19 protein-coding genes are annotated in these 18,551 nt (G+C 61.8%); 13 read left to right on the top strand and 6 right to left on the bottom strand.

What is annotated here, in order from left to right:
* Nucleotides 1-78 precede the first annotated feature (78 nt).
* The 13 genes from mrdA to SSPSH_RS14835 all read left to right on the top strand — a co-directional run bounded on the left by mrdA (nt 79) and on the right by SSPSH_RS14835 (nt 11,424).
* Complete coding sequence (gene mrdA / locus SSPSH_RS14775; RefSeq protein WP_006915353.1) at nt 79-1,962, top strand: penicillin-binding protein 2; 1,884 nt, start codon at nt 79-81, stop codon at nt 1,960-1,962.
* Nucleotides 1,959-3,077, top strand: coding sequence for a rod shape-determining protein RodA (rodA, locus tag SSPSH_RS14780; protein WP_006915352.1), 1,119 nt, complete (start codon nt 1,959-1,961; stop codon nt 3,075-3,077). Before mrdA ends, rodA begins: the two co-directional genes overlap by 4 nt.
* Complete coding sequence (gene mltB, locus SSPSH_RS14785) at nt 3,074-4,093, top strand: lytic murein transglycosylase B (RefSeq protein ID WP_021031846.1); 1,020 nt, start codon at nt 3,074-3,076, stop codon at nt 4,091-4,093. The genes rodA and mltB overlap by 4 nt, the downstream gene beginning before the upstream one ends.
* Nucleotides 4,090-5,112, top strand: coding sequence for a septal ring lytic transglycosylase RlpA family protein (locus SSPSH_RS19730; RefSeq protein WP_006915350.1), 1,023 nt, complete (start codon nt 4,090-4,092; stop codon nt 5,110-5,112). Before mltB ends, SSPSH_RS19730 begins: the two co-directional genes overlap by 4 nt.
* Nucleotides 5,113-5,187: 75 nt before the next feature.
* Complete coding sequence (locus tag SSPSH_RS14795; RefSeq protein ID WP_006915349.1) at nt 5,188-6,333, top strand: D-alanyl-D-alanine carboxypeptidase family protein; 1,146 nt, start codon at nt 5,188-5,190, stop codon at nt 6,331-6,333.
* Nucleotides 6,334-6,414: 81 nt separating this feature from the next.
* Complete coding sequence (locus SSPSH_RS14800) at nt 6,415-7,260, top strand: D-amino acid aminotransferase (RefSeq protein WP_006915348.1); 846 nt, start codon at nt 6,415-6,417, stop codon at nt 7,258-7,260.
* Nucleotides 7,253-7,519 (top strand): YbeD family protein, encoded by a 267-nt coding sequence (locus tag SSPSH_RS14805; protein WP_006915347.1) that lies wholly within the window; start codon nt 7,253-7,255, stop codon nt 7,517-7,519. Before SSPSH_RS14800 ends, SSPSH_RS14805 begins: the two co-directional genes overlap by 8 nt.
* Before the next feature lies 1 nt (nt 7,520).
* The gene (lipB, locus tag SSPSH_RS14810; RefSeq protein WP_006915346.1) at nt 7,521-8,177 is read left to right on the top strand and encodes a lipoyl(octanoyl) transferase LipB; all 657 of its coding nucleotides are present in this window, start codon (nt 7,521-7,523) and stop codon (nt 8,175-8,177) included.
* Between the two features lie 51 nt (nt 8,178-8,228).
* Entirely contained in the window at nt 8,229-9,059 is an 831-nt protein-coding gene (locus SSPSH_RS14815; protein ID WP_021031847.1) for an ABC transporter ATP-binding protein, read from the top strand.
* The gene (mlaE, locus tag SSPSH_RS14820) at nt 9,056-9,841 is read left to right on the top strand and encodes a lipid asymmetry maintenance ABC transporter permease subunit MlaE (protein WP_006915344.1); all 786 of its coding nucleotides are present in this window, start codon (nt 9,056-9,058) and stop codon (nt 9,839-9,841) included. The genes SSPSH_RS14815 and mlaE overlap by 4 nt, the downstream gene beginning before the upstream one ends.
* 9 nt (nt 9,842-9,850) lie before the next feature.
* Nucleotides 9,851-10,375 (top strand): outer membrane lipid asymmetry maintenance protein MlaD, encoded by a 525-nt coding sequence (gene mlaD, locus SSPSH_RS14825; protein ID WP_006915343.1) that lies wholly within the window; start codon nt 9,851-9,853, stop codon nt 10,373-10,375.
* Nucleotides 10,376-10,490: 115 nt separating this feature from the next.
* Complete coding sequence (locus SSPSH_RS14830) at nt 10,491-11,099, top strand: MlaC/ttg2D family ABC transporter substrate-binding protein (protein WP_040608338.1); 609 nt, start codon at nt 10,491-10,493, stop codon at nt 11,097-11,099.
* A gap of 25 nt (nt 11,100-11,124) precedes the next feature.
* Nucleotides 11,125-11,424, top strand: coding sequence for an STAS domain-containing protein (locus SSPSH_RS14835; protein ID WP_006915340.1), 300 nt, complete (start codon nt 11,125-11,127; stop codon nt 11,422-11,424).
* A 64-nt stretch (nt 11,425-11,488) separates the two neighbouring features.
* On the opposite strand, the gene SSPSH_RS14840 is transcribed toward SSPSH_RS14835, so the two are convergent.
* The 6 genes from SSPSH_RS14840 to SSPSH_RS14865 form a co-directional block, all read right to left on the bottom strand.
* Nucleotides 11,489-13,480: an acetoacetate--CoA ligase gene (locus SSPSH_RS14840; protein ID WP_006915339.1), complete on the bottom strand. Its 1,992-nt coding sequence runs from the start codon at nt 13,478-13,480 to the stop codon at nt 11,489-11,491.
* A 33-nt stretch (nt 13,481-13,513) separates the two neighbouring features.
* Nucleotides 13,514-14,716, bottom strand: a complete 1,203-nt coding sequence (locus SSPSH_RS14845) for an acyl-CoA dehydrogenase family protein (RefSeq protein WP_006915338.1) — start codon at nt 14,714-14,716, stop codon at nt 13,514-13,516.
* Nucleotides 14,717-14,726: 10 nt separating this feature from the next.
* Nucleotides 14,727-16,016, bottom strand: coding sequence for a TRAP transporter large permease (locus tag SSPSH_RS14850; RefSeq protein WP_006915337.1), 1,290 nt, complete (start codon nt 16,014-16,016; stop codon nt 14,727-14,729).
* Nucleotides 16,013-16,564 carry a TRAP transporter small permease gene (locus tag SSPSH_RS14855; RefSeq protein WP_006915336.1) on the bottom strand — a complete coding sequence of 184 codons (552 nt, stop codon included), beginning with the start codon at nt 16,562-16,564 and terminating at the stop codon, nt 16,013-16,015. The genes SSPSH_RS14850 and SSPSH_RS14855 overlap by 4 nt, the downstream gene beginning before the upstream one ends.
* 43 nt (nt 16,565-16,607) lie before the next feature.
* Nucleotides 16,608-17,645, bottom strand: a complete 1,038-nt coding sequence (locus SSPSH_RS14860; protein ID WP_006915335.1) for a TRAP transporter substrate-binding protein — start codon at nt 17,643-17,645, stop codon at nt 16,608-16,610.
* Between the two features lie 90 nt (nt 17,646-17,735).
* The gene (locus SSPSH_RS14865; protein ID WP_006915334.1) at nt 17,736-18,500 is read right to left on the bottom strand and encodes an IclR family transcriptional regulator domain-containing protein; all 765 of its coding nucleotides are present in this window, start codon (nt 18,498-18,500) and stop codon (nt 17,736-17,738) included.
* Nucleotides 18,501-18,551: the final 51 nt, after the last annotated feature.

Raw genomic sequence — 18,551 nt, forward strand, 5'->3', positions numbered from 1 at the left:
GATCGCGCCGCGGTGCGTCGCACCATACGTCAGTACATCAATACAGGCCCTTGGGGGCACGGGAGTTATTCACGCCGCATGGTCTCTGACAATGCCATCAAGAACCATGCCGCCGAACGGCGCATGTTTTTGCTGCGCACCGCGGTCGCGGGTGCGGTGGTGACAGTGCTCGTGGGCGTACTGGTCTTTCGCGTGGGTTTTCTTCAGGTATTGCGTCACGGCTACTACGAAACCCGGTCGCAGGATAACCGCATGCGGGTGCAGGTCATGCCGCCGGTACGCGGGCTGATCTATGACCGCAACGGCGTAGTGCTTGCAGATAACCTGCCGGCCTATCGACTCGAAATCGTGCCCGAACAAGTCGACAACGTGGACGCCACGCTCGATCGCCTGTCGCGCATCGTGGAAATACGCAATGCCGATCGACAACGCTTTCGTGACCGCGTGGCCAAGACGCCACGTTTTCGCGGCGTGCCGATTCGACTCAACCTGAGCCAGCGCGAAGTGGCACGTTTCGAAGTCAACCGCGGCGACTTTCCCGGCGTGGAAATCCGCGCGGGCCTGACCCGGCATTACCCGCTGGGTGATGTCGCGGCCCATCTGGTCGGCTATGTCGGCGGTATTACGTTGCAGGATTTGCGCCGCGTGGACGAAAAACGCTATCGCGGCTCCAACCACATCGGCAAGTCGGGGGTCGAATACAGCTACGAATCACGCCTGCACGGCGAACCCGGCTCGCGCGTGGTCGAAACCAATGCCAGCGGTCGTGCCCTGCGCGAGCTGGAAATGCATCGCCCCGTGGCCGGTGAAAGCCTCTTTCTGACCATCGACTCGCGCCTGCAGCGCGCCGCCTACGAAGCACTGGGCGATCAGGACGGCGCGGTCGTGGCGATCGACCCGAAAACCGGCGGTCTGCTCGCCCTCGTTTCCAAGCCCAGCTACAACCCGGATCTGTTCGTCGATGGCATCAGCCACTTGAACTATAAAAAACTGATCTCGGACCCGCACAAGCCACTGTTCAATCGCGCGCTGCAAGGCCAGTATCCGCCCGGCTCGACGGTGAAGCCGGTCATGGCGCTTGCCGGGCTCGAAACCGATCAGATCGCGGCCGACAAACAGGTGTGGTGCCCCGGCTATATCACACTGCCCGGTAGCAACCATCGCTATCGCGACTGGAAGCGCTCGGGCCATGGCTGGGTCGATATGCCCGAGGCGATCTATCGCTCCTCGGACGTGTATTTCTACAAGCTCGGCCTGAAGCTCGGTATCGACAATATCCACCGCTATGGCGATCTGTTCGGGCTGGGTTCACGCACCGGCATCGACCTGCCGCGAGAGAATTCCGGCATCATGCCCTCACGCGCCTGGAAGAACGGCACCCGCAACCAGCCGTGGTTTCCTGGCGAAACGCTCAATACGATCATCGGTCAGGGCTTCATGACGACGACGCCGCTGCAGCTCGCGCAGATGACCAGCCGTATCGCCGAACGCGGCGGCGGCTATCAACCCCATGTGCTGCGCGGCTGGCGCAACCCGCTCGATGGCAACATCCAGCAAACCAAACCCACCCAGCTGCGCCCCATCCAGCTCAACGATCCGTCGCACTGGGATGTGGTCATCAGCGGCATGCAACAGGTAATCACCAACCCGCGCGGCACCGCTCATTACTACGTCGGCCAGAACCTCGACTACACGATCGCGGGCAAATCCGGCTCTGCCCAGGTGACCAAGCTTGCCCAGAATCAGGCCGCGCCCGATCTGGAGGATGTCGAGCACCAGTTTCGTGATCACGCCTTGTTCATCGCGTTTGCGCCGATCGCCGATCCCGAGATCGCGGTGGCCGTGCTCGTGGAGCACGGCGGTGGCGGCTCGAGCGTGGCCGGCCCGGTCGCTCGCAAGGTCATCGATGCGTTTCGTAGTCAGCCGCCCGTACTGCAGGCTTCGACAGGGATGGGCCGATGAGCGCGAACGCCACCAACGCGCCGTCGACGCTTTCCGAATGGCTGGTCTATTGGCGTATCGACCTGCAATTGCTGGTGGCCTTGGCCTGCTGCGCCGGCCTGGGTCTGTTCGTACTCTATAGCGCGTCCGGTCAATCAAGTACGGTCGTGATCAACCAGGCCATTCGCCTGGGCATCGGTCTGCTCGGCATGCTGGTCGTGGCCCAGATTCCGCCCGAGTGGTTCCGCGTGGCCGCCCCCTGGGTGTTCGGTTTCGGCGTATTGCTGCTGGTACTTGTGGTGCTGCTGGGCGATACAGCGATGGGCGCGCGCCGCTGGCTGGATCTGGGCGTCGTGCGTTTTCAGCCGTCCGAGCTGATGAAACTCGCGGCCCCGCTTACCGTCGCTGCCTATTTTCGCGACCGCAGCCTGCCGCCCAACCTCAAGGACGTGGGCGTGGGCGCACTGCTCATTGCCGTGCCAGTACTGTTGGTCGCCGATCAACCCGATCTGGGTACGGCCTTGCTGATCGCCGCCGCCGGCAGCTTCGCGCTTTATTTCGCCGGCCTGCGCTGGCGCATTATCTTGCTGCTCGTGCTCATTGCTGCCGCCGCCGCGCCGATGCTCTGGTACAACATGCACGAGTACCAGCAGGAACGCGTGCTCACCTTTCTCAACCCGGCACGTGATCCCACGGGCGCGGGCTATCACATATCGCAGTCGAAGATTGCCATCGGCTCGGGCGGGCTGTTCGGCAAAGGCTGGCTCAATGGCAGCCAGGCGCATCTGAATTTCCTGCCGGAATCGGATACCGATTTCGTATTCGCCGTGTTCGCCGAAGAAACGGGGCTGTTCGGCGTGATGGCGCTGCTGGCCCTGTATTGCTTCATCGTGGCACGCGGGCTGTATATCGCCTTGAAAAGCCAGGATACGTTTCAGCGCCTGGCCGCGGGCAGCCTGAGCCTGACATTCTTCATCTATGTATTCGTCAATATCGGCATGGTCGCCGGGCTTTTACCCGTCGTGGGCGTGCCGCTACCGCTGATCAGCTATGGCGGTACCTCCATGGTGATCCTGCTGGCTTCGTTCGGCATTCTCATGTCTATCCATACCCATCGGAAACTGCTCGCCACATGACAAGATCCCTATCTCTGCTCGCTCTGGCGCTGACCTGCGTACCCATGATCGCAACGGCTGCGACCGGCAACTATGCCGAACGACCCGAAGGCAAGGCCCTGCTCGAGCGCCTGCAAAAGACCGACGGTGTGGATATCGATGCCGCTCGTGCGCTGCTCGAAGACGCCGAATACCAGCCCAAGATCGTGGCCACGATGCGCAAGCCCGCCGAGCGCACGCTGACCTGGGCCGATTACCGACCGATCTTTTTGCAGGCCGAGCGCGCGCGTAAGGGCGCGGCCTATATCGAAGAACACCGTGCGCTGTTCGACGGCGCCGAAGTCGAGTACGGCGTACCGGCCAACATTATTGCCGCGATTATCGGCGTGGAAACCAAATACGGCGCCTTCATCGGCCGCGATCGGGTGCTCGACGCCCTGGCGACGCTCGGCTTCGACTATCCCGAGCGCGCCGATTACTTCATCAAGGAACTCGAAAACTTCGTCGTGCTCTGCGTGGAGGAAGATCTCGCCTGCGATCGCGAAATCGGCTCCTATGCCGGCGCAATGGGTCTGCCCCAGTTCATGCCGTCGAGCTATCGCGCCTACGCGGTGGACGGCAACGACAACGGCAAGCGCGACCTGTGGGAAGAGCCGGCCGACATCATCTACTCCGTCGCCAACTATCTGGCCGAGCACGGCTGGCAACGTGATGCGCGGGTTGCCCTGCCGGCCTGGATCGGCGACGGTGAAAATCTCGACGCCATCGAACGCAGCAGCCGTAAACCCGCCTATCGTTGGGACGCGCTCGACCGCCTGGGTGTACGCGTGGACGACCCGCCGCCGAACGATGCTCAGGTCGGACTGCTGCAGTTCGAAGGCGCGCACGGCACGGAATACTGGCTCGGACTGAACAACTTTTTCGTGATCACCACCTACAATCACAGCCCGCTCTACGCCATGGCCGTCTATCAGCTCGGCCAGGAAATCGCCTATGCCCGCCAGAACGCCGCAAAAGGCGGCGACCCGGCGCGATGAGCAGTATGCGACGCACGCTGGCGCTGGCCGGTCTGACGCTAATCGTGGCCGGGTGCGCGAGTCAGCCGCGCAGCACCAGTTCGAGCGGCAGTGCGCCGTCGCCCCAGGCGAGCAAGGGCGGCGGTTATTACCAGAACGACGGCCCGCCCGACGACGAAAATATCGATCTGGCATCGATTCCGGATGCGATACCGCGTGACGAGCCTTATTCGCGCTACGGCAACCCGGCGAGCTACGAAGCCCTGGGCAAGACCTACTACGTGCTGCCGAGCGCGGCCGGTTTCACCCAGACCGGGCGGGCCAGCTGGTATGGCAAGCAGTTCCACGGCCGGCGCACCTCCAGTGGCGAACCGTACAACATGTTCAAGATGACGGCGGCCCACAAGCGCCTGCCGATTCCCAGCTATGTGCGCGTGACCAACTTGGATACGGGCAAGCAGGTAATCGTGCGCGTCAACGACCGCGGCCCCTTTCACGACGGCCGGATTATCGATCTGTCCTATGTCGCCGCGCGCCGGCTTGATGTGGTCGCGCATGGTAGCGTGCCGGTTCGTATCGAAACCGTCACCCCGGCCAGCCTGAAGGCCGAACAGCGTGCCGCGGGTCGCACCACGCAAAGCGCCGCTGCCAAGCCACCGCTGCGCCGCGAAACACAGCGCGCGGCGAGCCCGCCCGGCCCAGCATCACCCGCCGCGCCGGCGGCGTCGACGGCGAATTCGCCCGGTCGCGCGATCAAGGTGGCCAACCGCACGCATTCGGCGCCGACGAGCGCCGCCGCGACAAGCGCCGAGGGTACGCTCTACTTGCAGACCGGCGCATTCGGCAACCCCACCAACGCACAACGTCTGCACCGACGTTTGCAGAATGCGGGCTTCCAGCGGGTCAACGTGGTGGAGTCAGGCGGCGCCACACCTATCTACCGCGTCCAGCTCGGCCCCTACCCGAATGAACGCAGTCGTGCCCTCAATCGCCAGATTCTGCGCGAGCAGGGATTTTCTGCCGAAGAAGTCGATCGTTAGCCCGAAACCGCATCGAAGCGCTAAACTGCCGCGCTTCGGGATTGCCCTTGTTTATCCGTTAAAGAGCCGAAGTCGATGAGCCACGCGAAACGCCTGCTTTATCTTGTTTTCCTTTTCATGGTTACGGCCAGCGCGTTTGCCAAACCGCTGCCGATTCCGGAACCCCCGAGCCTGGACGCGCGCAGCTATATCCTTCTCGACTTCGACTCGGGCCAAGTGCTTGCGGCCAAGAACGCCGAGCAACGCGTCGAACCGGCGAGCATCACCAAGCTGATGACGACCTATATCGTCTTCGACGAGCTCAAGAAGGGCAATATTTCGCCGGACGACAAGGTCACCATCAGCGAAAAAGCCTGGCGCATGGGCGGCTCGAAGATGTTCATCGAAGTGGGCACCCAGGTATCCGTGGATGATCTGTTGCATGGCATGGTCACGGCCTCCGGCAACGACGCCACTGTGGCGCTGGCCGAATACGTCGCCGGCACGGAATCCACGTTCGCGGACTACATGAACCAGTACGGCCGCGAAATCGGGCTGGAGAACAGCCATTTCGTGGATGCCAGCGGCTGGCCGCATGAAAACCACTATATGTCGGCGCACGACATTGCCCGCCTGCTCGGCGCGATCATTCGCGACTTCCCCGAGCTGTATCAGCAGTACTTCAACGAAAAGAAGTTCACCTACAACGGCATCGAGCAATACAACCGCAATTCCCTGCTGTGGTCCGACGAGAGCGTCGACGGCGGCAAGACCGGGCATACCGAAGCGGCCGGTTATTGTCTGTCTGCCTCGGCCAAGCGTGACGGCATGCGCACGATTGCCGTGGTGACCGGCACCAATTCCAATAATGCGCGCAAATCCCAGACCGCGGCCCTGATCAACTACGGATTCCGCTTCTACGAAAGCGGCCATCTGTTCGACGCCGGCAAGGAGATTGCCGAAGTCCGCGTATGGAAAGGCGACGACACCATGCTGCCGGTCGTGGCCAAGGGCGCGGTCGATGTCGCATTCCCACGCGGCCAGCGCGATGCGTTGACCACCAGCGCCGAGCTGCCATCCACGTTGCTGGCGCCGATCAAGAAAGGCGAACGCCTGGGCACGCTAGAAATCAAGTACGACACGAAGACGCTGGCCCAGGTCCCGCTGTTCGCCGGCAAGGATATCGAACGGGGCGGCATCTTCCGCCAGCTCACCGACGAAGTGATGATGATGTTCGAATAACGGACAAGGCCGCGCCCGGCACCTGGCCGGCGCGGCCGTCTGCCGTTGCCCAACCGCTATGACGACCCGCGAGCCGCACCCATGAAAACTGCTTTCGTTAACGGCGAGTTTCTGCCGCTCGAAAACGCGCGCGTATCGGTGCTCGACCGGGGCTTTCTATTTTCCGATAGCGTCTACGAAGTAGTGCCGTTCTATGCCGGGCGCGGCTTTCGTCTCAACGCCCATCTGGAGCGCCTGGAACGCAGCCTGGCCCTGCTGCGTATCGTCAATCCATACGAACGTACGCGTTGGCATGAAATCATCGCCGAACTGATTGAGGCCAACGGCGGCGGCGACCTGGCGCTTTATATTCAGGTCACTCGCGGCGCACCAGAGCGGCGCGATCACCGGATTCCCGAAGATATTGAGCCGACCGTGGTCGCGTTCTGCCAAAGCCGTGCCCCGGTCGATCCTGCGGTATTGGAACAAGGCATTGCGGCCATCACCCACGAAGACACGCGCTGGCGTTATTGCACGATCAAATCGACCTCGTTGCTGGCCAACGTGTTGGCGGCCGATGACGCACGCAGCCGCGGCGCAAGCGAAGCGCTAATGGTGCGCGACGGCGCGGTACAGGAAGGCACGTCATCGAACGTGTTCGCCGTGATCGATCGCCGGCTTGTCACCCCTGCGCTACGGGATACTATTTTGCCCGGCATCACGCGTGCCGCCGTGCTCGAACTCGCAGAGCGCGACGTTATCGATCACGCCGAAATCGAGACGCTGTCGCCTGCCGCGCTGCGCAGCGCCAGTGAGATCTGGGTGACGTCGTCGATTCGCGAAATCTTCCCGGTCACAACGCTCGACGGCGAAACCGTGGGTACCGGCAAACCGGGCCCGGTCTGGACGCGTATGCAGACAGCGCTGCAAGCTATGGCCCATGACTAAGCAAGAAACACTACTCGAATTCCCCTGTGAGTTCCCTATCAAGGCGTTCGGCAAGCATGCCGGCGATTTCGAGGAACATATCTATACGCTGATCAAACAGCATGTGCCGGAACTCGAACGCAGTGCCATCACCGCACGCGACAGCCGTGGCGGCAAGTATCTGGCCGTGACCGCGAACATCACCGCGCGCAGCCAGGCGCAGCTCGACGCGATCTACGGCGATCTGAGCGATGACGACAGCGTGTTGATGGCGCTCTAGCATGGCCACGCCGGTTATCGATATCACGCGCTTTGACTGGACGCCCCAGCCCTACGAGCCGATCTGGCGGGCGATGCAGGACTTCGCCGACACGCGCGACGACAACACCGATGATGCGCTCTGGCTGCTTAATCACACGCCGGTCTTCACGCAGGGCAAGAACGGGCGCGCCGAACACGTGCTCGCGCCCGGCGATATTCCAGTCATTCCGATCGACCGTGGCGGCCAGATCACCTATCACGGCCCGGGCCAGATCATGGCCTATGTGATGGTGGACCTACGACGGCTGGGTATCGGCATCCGCAGCCTGGTCACCGCACTCGAGCAGGCCATGGTGGGTACGCTCGCCGGCTATGGCATCGAAGCCTTCGCCAAACCCGACGCGCCAGGCGTTTATGTGGGCGCGGCCAAGATCGGTTCGATTGGCCTACGCGTACGCCGTGGCACCAGTTATCACGGCCTTGCGCTGAACGTGGATATGGACCTCGAACCCTTCTCGCGTATCGATCCCTGTGGCTATCACGGCCTGGCCATGACCCAGGTTTCGGATCTCGGCGGGCCCTCATCGCTGGACGTTGTGGCAAACGATCTGAGCGTCCAGCTGTGCCGAACGCTCAAAGTTAGTGCGACAGGCAGTCTCGGCGCCATGCCGATCTGATAGGCTGCGCGCAAGTTAAGTGCGTAATGCTCAATGAATCCAGACTCTTCTATGGCTGACCACCGGGACACAGCGCCCGACAATCTGGTCGAAGTGCGCGGCGTGCACTTCGCCATAGGCCGGCGCGTGATCTACAAATCGGTGGATCTGGATATCGCGCGCGGGCGTATTACGGCCATCATGGGGCCCAGTGGTACCGGCAAGACCACACTGCTTCGCCTGATCAGCGGTCAATGGCGCCCGGCGTCCGGCAAGGTCTATTTCGACGGCCGGCATGTGGCGAAGCTGTCGCAGAACGAACTGTTCGAGCAGCGTAAGCGTATGGGTATGCTGTTCCAGTCCGGCGCGCTGCTCACCGATCTGTCGGTATTCGACAATGTGGCCTTTCCGCTGCGCGAACACACCAAACTGCCCGAGCGGCTGGGCCGCGACATCGTGCTCATGAAGCTCGAGGCGGTGGGCCTGCGCGGCGCGCGCAACCTCTACCCGGCCCAGCTGTCGGGCGGGATGGCACGGCGTGTGGCGCTGGCGCGCGCGATCGCACTCGATCCGGAAATGATCATGTACGACGAGCCGTTCGCCGGTCAGGACCCCATCTCCATGGGCGTATTGCTGCGCCTGATCCGCCGGCTCAACGACGTGCTGGGCCTGACCGCGATCGTGGTGAGCCACGACGTCAAGGAAACGCTAGGCATTGCAGATTATGTCTATGTGATCTCGGACGGCACGGTCATCGACCACGGCACGCCGCAGCAGATCCGCGATTCCAGTTCGAAGTGGGTCCAGCAGTTCATCCATGCCGAGGCAGACGGGCCGGTGCCGTTTCATTATCAGGCCGCCGAGCCGTATGCGGAAGACCTGCTCGAGACCGATCGCTCATGAGTTCGCTTCAACGCAGTTTCAGCACGGCCACATCCTGGATTGCCGATCTCGGTCGCGGCGCCATATTTCTGCTGCGTATTCTCATGAGCCTGCCGTCACTGGTGCTCAAACCGCGGCTGCTTGTCGAGCAGATCTATTCCGTGGGCGTGCTGTCGCTGGTGATCGTGGTCGTTGCCGGCATTTTCGTGGGCATGGTGCTGGCTTTGTCGGGCTATCGCCTGCTGGTCGGCTTCGGAGCCGAAGAGGCACTGGGCACGTCGGTCGCACTGGTGGTCGTACGCGAACTCGGGCCGGTGGTCACCGGGCTGTTGTTCGCCGGGCGCGCCGGCAGCGCGCTCGCCGCCGAAATCGGTCTGATGAAAGCCACGGATCAGCTCGCCGGCATGGAAATGATGGCGGTCGACCCGGTCAAACGTATTGTCGCCCCGCGTTTTCTGGCCGGCGTGATCGCTCTGCCCCTGCTGACATCGATATTCTGTGTGATGGCAATCGGCGCGGGCGGCGGCTATTTCGTCGGCGTCGACATGCTCGGCGTGGACGCTGGCTCCTACTGGTCCGGTATTCAGGCCAACGTCGATTTCGGCGAAGACATCATCAACATCTTCCTGAAGAGCGGCGTATTCGGTGCGATCATCACCTGGGTCGCGGTTTATCAGGGCTATCATGCGCCGCCGACATCCGAGGGCGTGTCGCGCGCCACTACCAATACCGTGGTCATCGCATCCCTGGCGATCCTCGGCGCCAATCTCATGCTCACTGCCGTGCTTTTCGGCAGTAACTAGGGTTCGTCTATGCAGTCTCGAGCAGTAGAGCTTCTGGTCGGTTTCTTCGTCTGCCTCGGCATCGCGGCGATCTTCATCCTGACCATGCGGGTGAGTAACCTCGCCGATACCAGCGACGTGAACGGCGGCTACACCGTTATCGCCGCCTTCGATAATATCGGCGGGCTCAAGGTCGGCGCGCCGGTCAACCTCGCTGGCGTACGAGTCGGGCGTGTGGCCGATATCACACTCAATCAGCAGACCTATCGTGCCGAAGCGCGACTGCGCATCGGCGAAAAATACAAGCTGCCCAAGGATTCCGATGCCTCGGTTCTCACCTCGGGCCTGTTGGGTGAGCAGTATGTCGGCATCGGCCCCGGCGGCTCGCTGAAGAATATGCAGGACGGTGATGAATTCATCATCACTCAGGGCGCCGTCGTACTGGAAAATCTCATTGGTCAGTTCATGACCAGCATGGGCTCGGACAACAGCAGCGGCGGCGGCGGGGGCTCCAGCGGCAATGGCGGCGGGCAGAATGCACTGCCGGCGCCCTAGGCCCTCCCTTCGCTCGCGCACAATCAATTCAGGGTCGATTCATCGCCTTGGGCGATACTCGACGCCATTCGCACAATCTTGTCGAACAACCCTGCGAGGATTCGCGATGTTACGCATGAAGCGCTCTTGGATTACCGCTGTCGCCGTGGCCCTGCTCGTTCCGGCGCTGGCATTGGCTGCGCCCACACCGCCTGATCAACTCGCCCGTGAGACGGTTCAGTCGGTACTGTCCAAAATGGAAGGCCGTCGGGACGAACTGCGCAAGAATCCGCAGGAGCTCTATCAGCTCATCGACCGCGAGCTGGTGCCCCTGGTCGATCTACCGTATATGTCACAGCTGGTGCTGGGCCGTGCCTGGCGCACCGCCACCCCCGAGCAGCGTGATCGCTTCCAGACCGCGTTCAAGAACATGTTGATCCGGACCTACGGCAACGGTTTGCTGAGCTTCGACGACAGCCAGGAAATCGAATATCAGCCGGTGCGTGCCGCCGAAGGTGCCGATGACGTGACCTTCCGTGCCATCGTGACCACCGACGACGGCCAGAAAACGCCGGTGACCTTCCAGCTGCATATCGTCGACGGCGAATGGAAAATCTACGACGGCAGCGTCGGCAATCTGTCGTTCGTGACCAACTATCGCGGCCAGTTCAACTCGCAGATCCGCAGTGGTGGTCTCGAGCAGTTGATCGAACGTATGGAATCTCGCTACAACACGGGCAGCTAGCCCGTCGCCGGACGCAGCATTGCATATGAGCGATCACGACACCCGAGCCGAGCACGTCCAGCTATCCGGAGAGCTCGACGCAGCAACCGTGCCCCGGCGGCTGCGCGAATCCGAAAACTGGTTCGAAAGCGGCGAGGAAACGGTGATCGATCTCTCCGGCGTCAAACGTGTCGATAGCGCCGGGGTCGCGCTGCTGCTGGAATGGGTCCGCGATGCGCACGCCAATCAGGCGTCGTTGAGTTTCATCAATGCGCCGGCCCAGATGCGGGCGATCATCGATTTCTGCGCGCTCAACGATGTCATCCGTTTGCGCGCAGCACACTGAAGAAACGCGTATCGAATAAAGGCAGGGCCGCTGGGCCGCTGGAACGGCCCTGCCTTTTCTTGCGTCAGAGCTGGCGGCGTACCGCCTCATCGTTCAATTCGAGGGTATCAAGCCCGCGGATTTCATCGAGTGACTCGGGGTTCGCGATCGCCCCGGTGTTGTTGATCGTCATCCCTCGCAGCAGGCGTGCCACCGCAATCTCGACCTTCTTACCGCTGCGCGTATACGGCAAAGCGGTAACCGCTTCGATAACGCCCGGCATATGGCGGGGACTGGCGTTCTCACGCAGCTGTTTTCGGATCTCTTTCTTGAGCGAATCGTCCAGGGTATATCCCCGATTGAGCACGACCAGCATCACAATCCGGGTGTCGTCGCCATAAGGCTGCGCCACGACCATGGCATCCGCGATCGCGGCCATGGGCTCGATCTGGCGATAGATTTCGGCCGTACCGATACGCACGCCGCCGACGTTGAGCGTCGCATCGCTACGCCCGTAAATGATCGCCCCGCCCTGTTGCGTAAACAGCACGAAATCGCCGTGCGCCCAGACGCCGTCGAAACTGGAAAAATAGGCTTCGCGATAGCGACTGCCGTCAGCATCGTTCCAGAACCCGATCGGCATCGATGGCAATGGCTGGGTACAGACCAGCTCGCCGCATTCGTCGATGACCGGCTCGCCGGCTTCATTAAATGCCTTGGCCGCCACGCCGAGCAGACGGCACTGGATTTCGCCGCGGCGTACAGGCAATAACGGCGAACAGCCCACGAACGACGACACGATATCGGTACCGCCAGAGATCGACCCCAGCAACAGATCCTGTTTCACCTGCGCATAGACCCAGTCGTAATCCGCCGGCAGCAGCGGCGAACCGGTCGAAAACAGTACCCGCAGCGCCGACAGATCATGATCGGCGCCCGGCGTGATCTGTGCATTACGACAGCTGGCAAGCCATTTCGCGCTGGTGCCAAAATGCGTTACCCGCTCACGTTCGGCCACCTGCCAGAGCACGTCCAGATCCGGATGACCAGGGTTGCCGTCGTAGAGCACCAGCTGCGCACCGGTGAGCAGGCCGGAGACGTGCCAGTTCCACATCATCCAGCCGCAGGTCGTGAAATAGAAAAACACGTCGTCGCGACCGATATCTCCGTGCAGTATCAGCTCCTTGCTATGCTGAAGCAGCGCGCCGCCGGCACCGTGAACGATGCACTTGGGCGCGCCGGTCGTGCCCGACGAGAACAGAATATAGACCGGGTGCTCGAAAGCCTGCGGGGTAAACGACGGCCTGGCGCCGCGATGTGCTTGCAGTGCGTCGTCCCAGGCCGTAACGCGCGCGTCGTCCGGCAAGGCCCGTCCCTGGTGCGCTGTCACGATTACATGGGTAATCGAGGGAATCCGCTCGCACAGCTCCTCGATCCGGTCACGACGATCGAAATCCTTTCCGCCGTAGCGATATCCATCGACGGTAATCAATACGCGCGGCTCGATCTGGGCAAACCGATCCACCAGCCCGGCGACACCAAAGTCCGGCGATGCCGACGACCAGATCGCACCGATACTGGCACAGGCGAGCATCGCCACGATCGGCTCGTGCGTATGCGCCACCACGCCGGCCACGCGATCGCCGGCACCGACGCCCTGTTCGACCAGCCACGCTTCGAACGCGCCGACCTGATCGAGCAGTTCTGCGTAGCTCAGCCGTATTTCATCGCGCGATTCAGACAGCCCGACGATTGCCGTCTTGTCCGCATCGCCGTGGATTGCCTCGCGAAGCAGATTCTCGGCAAAATTCAAGCGGGCGCCGCCGAACCAGCGTGCGCCCGGCATCGACCGGCTATCCAGTACGGTATTCCCACGCGCCTCGGCGATCACCCCGGTGTAGTCCCAGATACTGGCCCAGAAGTCTTCCAGTGCATCGACCGACCACGCATGCAACGCATCGTAGTCCTCGACTTCGACAACGCCCTCGCGCTCCAGCCATTGCATGTAGTCGTACATACGACTGGCGCGTATGCGCTCGGTACTCGGTCGGTAAACGATGGGATTGGCTTCGCTCATGCCTCGATCCTTTCTAGCAGAATGCGTTCGCGTTCAGGTTACACCCACGAAACGATTACGCATGGTATGCCGCGCCGCGTCCTTTATTCCCAGCGCATCCTCACCGATGAGCACTCGCTGGACGTTTTCCGATCCCTCGCCCACGGTGAGCATGTCGATATAGGATTGCAGCCGCTGCACCGGGTATTCCGCAGTCAGGGCGTTCCCGCCGAAGACTTCGCGGGCAACATCGGAAGCCAGGCGTGCGGCTTGGGTGGCGAAATACTTGCCGCGCGAAGCCACCCGCGTTGACGTGCGTCCCTGATCCATCGTCCAGCCGATACGACGGGCCATCAGGCGCGCCGCTTCCACATGCACGGTCGCATCGGCAATACGTTGCTGAACCAGCTGGTGCCGTGCGATCGGCCCGCCGCCGACCACGCGCTCGTTGGCATAGGCGATACTGGCATCGAGCGCTGCCTGGGCGAGACCGGTCAGCCGAGCGGAGACAGTCAACCGGCCGAACTCCAGCGCGTTCATGGCAATACCGAATCCCTTGCCCTCTTCGCCCAGGCGATTTTCGACCGGCACCTTAAAGTCGTCGAGAAAAATCGTACAGGAGCGCAGGCTCTTCGATAGCCCGGGCATATCGATCGGCTGTGCACTATAACCTTCGAATTTCTTGGGCTCGACGATGAACGCCGTTACGCCTTTGTGCGCGGGGGTCGCCTTGGGATCGGTCTTGGCGAACAGCACGCCCACGTCGGCCGCGTTCGAGAACGTGATCCACATCTTCGAGCCATTGAGCACATAGTGGTCGCCCTCACGCCGCGCGGTCGTTCGCATGGCACCGGCCGGGTCCGAACCGCCCCCGGCTTCCGATAGCGCGAACATGCCGATCGTGCGGCCGGAAATCAGCTCGGGCACGAAACGTTCGATCTGTTCCTGTGTGCCCCAGTTGTAGATCGTGTACGGACATGTCGCACACTGCATGTTCATCGCATAACCGTAGGCCGGTGCGATACGCGAGATTTCCTCGGCGATGATCGATACCGCCATGAAGCCGGCCTCGTTGCCGCCCACCGACTCGGGAAAGGGCGCACCGAAAAAGCCCGCCTCGCCCATTTCCCGTATCAACGGATAAGGAAACTCGCCGCTGCGCTCGTAGGCGTCGGCGTCGTCGGTCAGGCGCCGGTTGGCGAAATCGGCGACCGCGTCGCTGAGCGCGACCAGTTCTTCGGGCAGATCGAAATGCATGGGTCTCTCCTCAATGGCTCATCAAATTGGGCAGCAACAGCGAGATCTCGGGAAACGCCAGCAGCAGGCCCAGAACCACGATCTCGACAAGTAGAAACGGCGCAACGCCGCGAAAACATTCGGCCAGGGGCACGCGCGTGACCCCGGATGTGACGAACACGTTCAATCCGAGCGGCGGCGTGACCAGACCGATTTCGACCGTCTTGGTAATCACGATCCCGTACCAGATACCGTCAAAACCCAGCTGGGTGATGAGCGCATGCGTGACCGGCACGGTGAGCACCAGGATCGCGATCTGGTCCATGAACATGCCGAGCACGAGATAAATCAGCACGAGAACGGCAATGACCATCCACGGCGCCATGCCAGCCGACTGGATAGCGTCGAACAGCGACTGCGTGGCCTGTGTGAGGGTGAGAAAATAACCGAACATCATCGCGCCGATGACGATGGTCACGATCATCACCGTCGTACCGAGCGTATCCTCGATCGCGGTCACGAAACGGGCTCGATCCATGCGCCGCATGATCAGCGTGATCACGAGTGCCGCGGCCGCACCCACGGCGCCGATCTCGGTCGGCGTGGCGGCACCGCCGTAAAGCCCGCCAACCACCAGCAGCATCAGCAGCAGCACCGGCCATACCGGGACCAGTGCACGTGTGGCGGCACGCACGTCGAATTGCGGCTGGGCCGGCATCTTCTCGGGGTGCCGCCACGCGATCCAGAGGATGGTCACGATATAGCCGACCGCAGTGAGCACGCCCGGCAACAGGCCCGCGATAAGCAGTTTGCCGACCGACAGTTCGGTCAGAATGCCGTAAATGATGAGCACGATGCTCGGCGGGATCATGATCGCGAGCGTGCCCGAAATTGCGATGATGCCGACCGAGACGCGCCGGTCGTAGCCGACTTCGCGCATCGACGGAAACGCGGCGGCCGACATGGTCGCCGAGCTGGCCGTGCTCGAGCCGATGATCGCGGCCATGAAGGCACTGGCCATCACACAAGCCACGCCCAAGCCACCCCGCAGCCGGCCCAGCCACATGTCGCTGGCCTTGATGATGTCGCGTGCCATGCCGGACTGAGCCATGAACTGTGCGAGCAGGACATACATGGGAATCGTGAGAAACACATACGATGCCGACACACTGTGGTAGACATCGGCCAGATAGCTCGCAACGAACGACTCGCCACCGACCAGATACAGGCCGACCGTGGCCGCGATCATCATGGCAAACGCGATCGGCATTTCCATGAGAAGCAAAACGATCAGCACGGCCACGCCGATGAACACGGTCATGAGGCACCGCCGTTTTCTGCAATATCGCGGGCGTCCTGCGTACGTTCGTCGTCGCCATCAACCGGCCGGTCGAGGTTACGCAGCCGCAGTAATGCATCCGTGACCAGTCGCAAAGCCAGCATCGCGCAACCGATGGGCACCCAGATCGTCGACAGCCACACGGGCCAGTCGATCACACCAAACATCGCATCGCCGCCAACAAACTTGTCCCAGGTACGCACGCCGGAAAACCAGGCGATGGCGACAAGCACGGCCGCCGCAACCAGTGCATTGAACACGTGCAAAAGGTTGTGTGATCGCACGCCCAGGAACCGGCCGACCACCGAAAGCTTGATGAATGCCCCTCGACGCAGACACCAAGGCAAACCGAGGGTGGCCACCATGACCATCAGGTAATTCGTGGTGAGTTCGAACTGAAACGTCAGCGGCGCGTTGAACAGATAACGTGCGACCACATCGATGCTGACCAGCGCCATCATCACGATGAGCGCGATGCCGGCCAGCCAGAACAACGTGATATCCACACCCTGGTGAATTCTCTCAAGCATCGACGTACCCCTTCGATTCGAAGGTTGGGCGGAAGTAAGCGCTTCAGCGTTTCGCGTCTACGTCTGCCAGTGCCGACTCATAGGCATCGATCACGGCCTGACCATCCAGTCCACGGGCAGACATGCGCTCCACCCACGCCTGCTGCGCCGCCTGATATTTGGGTTCGAGTGCCTCGCGCATCGATTCAGGCAGTTCGTAGACGGCCATGCCCTGGTCGCGGAATTCGGCGAGATCCGTCTGCACCTCGTCTTCGATCACCTGCGCGAGATGGGCGGTGGTTTCGTCGCCGGCCTGGTCGACGGCTTTTCGCTGGCTTTCACTCAAGCCGTCGTAGGTCTTCTTATCCATGGCGACGGTAATACCGAAGCTGCCGAAGCGGCCGTTCGTGCTCAGGCTCTTAGTGACTTCGTTGACCTTGTACGGGGCGATACTCGTAACCGGCAGCACGGTGCCATCGAGCGTGCCGCGCTGGATCGCGAGATAGGCATCGGGTGCCGCCATGGATACCGGGTTGGCGCCGACGGCCTGCACCACCAGATTGAGGCTGCCCGTCGAACGCAGTTTGAGCCCACGCAGGTCGCCCAGCTCGCTGACCGGCCCGCGCTTGAGTACGAGCTGGTAGGGCGGCAGCATCACGGCATAGATCGGCACCACGCCGTTATCCAGAAACTCCTGGCGAAGCGGGGTATCGTTTTTGAGCAGCTGCCAATACGCCTGGCTGGCATTGACCGTATCGCGCACCTCGCCCGGCAGCATCAACGCCCCGTTGAGCGGCAGTTCATCGCTGACATAGCCGGTGCCGATATAGCCGGCCTGAATCACGCCGTCCTCGATCTTCTGCAGAATCTCGCCGGCCTTGGCCAGTTGCTCGGCCGGGAAATGGCGAAAATCGATGTCGCCGTCGGTCAACGTCTCGACCCGCTTCATCCAACGCTGCGTGCCGTCGGTGGAAAGCGTATGGGACAGCGGAAACGAATCCGCGAACATGAGAGTGCGCGCCTGCGCCGGCACACAGCCCACCGTCACCAGCACACAGAACGCGGCTACACGAGCCGATCTCGCCAAGGCTTTTTTATACACGGCAATCTCCTCCGTTGTTTGTAGCGGCCGCCCGACTTTCTTGAGAGCCGGTACGGCAGTGAAAAGACGGCCGTCGTTCGACCCAATCGCTCAGTCGCGACGCTCGAGCGCCGTCTCGATCCGCTCACGCGCCTGCATGAGCATCGGGATATAGGTGTTCTCGAATTCCTGCATCGGTACGGCCTGTGCGAGACCGATCACATTGAAGGCGCACATCACGCGCCCCTGGTGCATGACCGGAACCGCAGCCGCGCGAATGGTGGCCACCGATTCGCGCTCGTTGATCGCGTAGCCTCGTTCGCGCGTGCGGGTGATCAAAGCATCCAGCGCCTGCGCATCCTGAGCACTGCGCTCTTCCGGGTCGTCGCTGGCCAGAAGCGTCTCAATGATCGCTGCGCGCTCGTCGGCCTCGCAGAACGATAGATAGACACGGCCGATGGCGGTCAGCATCACCGATACGCGCGTGCCGATCTTGCGATTGACCGAAAAACTGCCCGGGCGTCGATTGGTATCCGCAATCACCATTTTGCCGGCCTGATAGAAGGCCAGATCCGATGGCCAACCGGTTGCATCTCGCAGCTCCTGGAGTATCGGCGCCGCCGTCGCGATCAGCGCTTCGTCGGCCGCATAGTTGTTCGACAACGACAACGTGCGCGCAGCGACCAGATATTCACGGCCATCCGGCGTCATGGTCACATAACCGCCGTGACGCAACGTATCGAGCACACGCAGCACAGTCGCCTTGGGCAGGCCGGTCGCCGTCTGGATATCGGTGAGTCTCACCGGCCCGAGTCGGTTGACCGCTTCGAGAATCTTGAGACCTCGCATCAGTGCAGTGATGGGCGCGTATGCCAAAGTTTCACCTAGTGAACCATCATTTCAAAAATTATTGCAGCTAAAAAAGGA

This window comes from Salinisphaera shabanensis E1L3A (assembly GCF_000215955.2).
GTDB classification, from domain to species: Bacteria; Pseudomonadota; Gammaproteobacteria; order Nevskiales; family Salinisphaeraceae; genus Salinisphaera; species Salinisphaera shabanensis.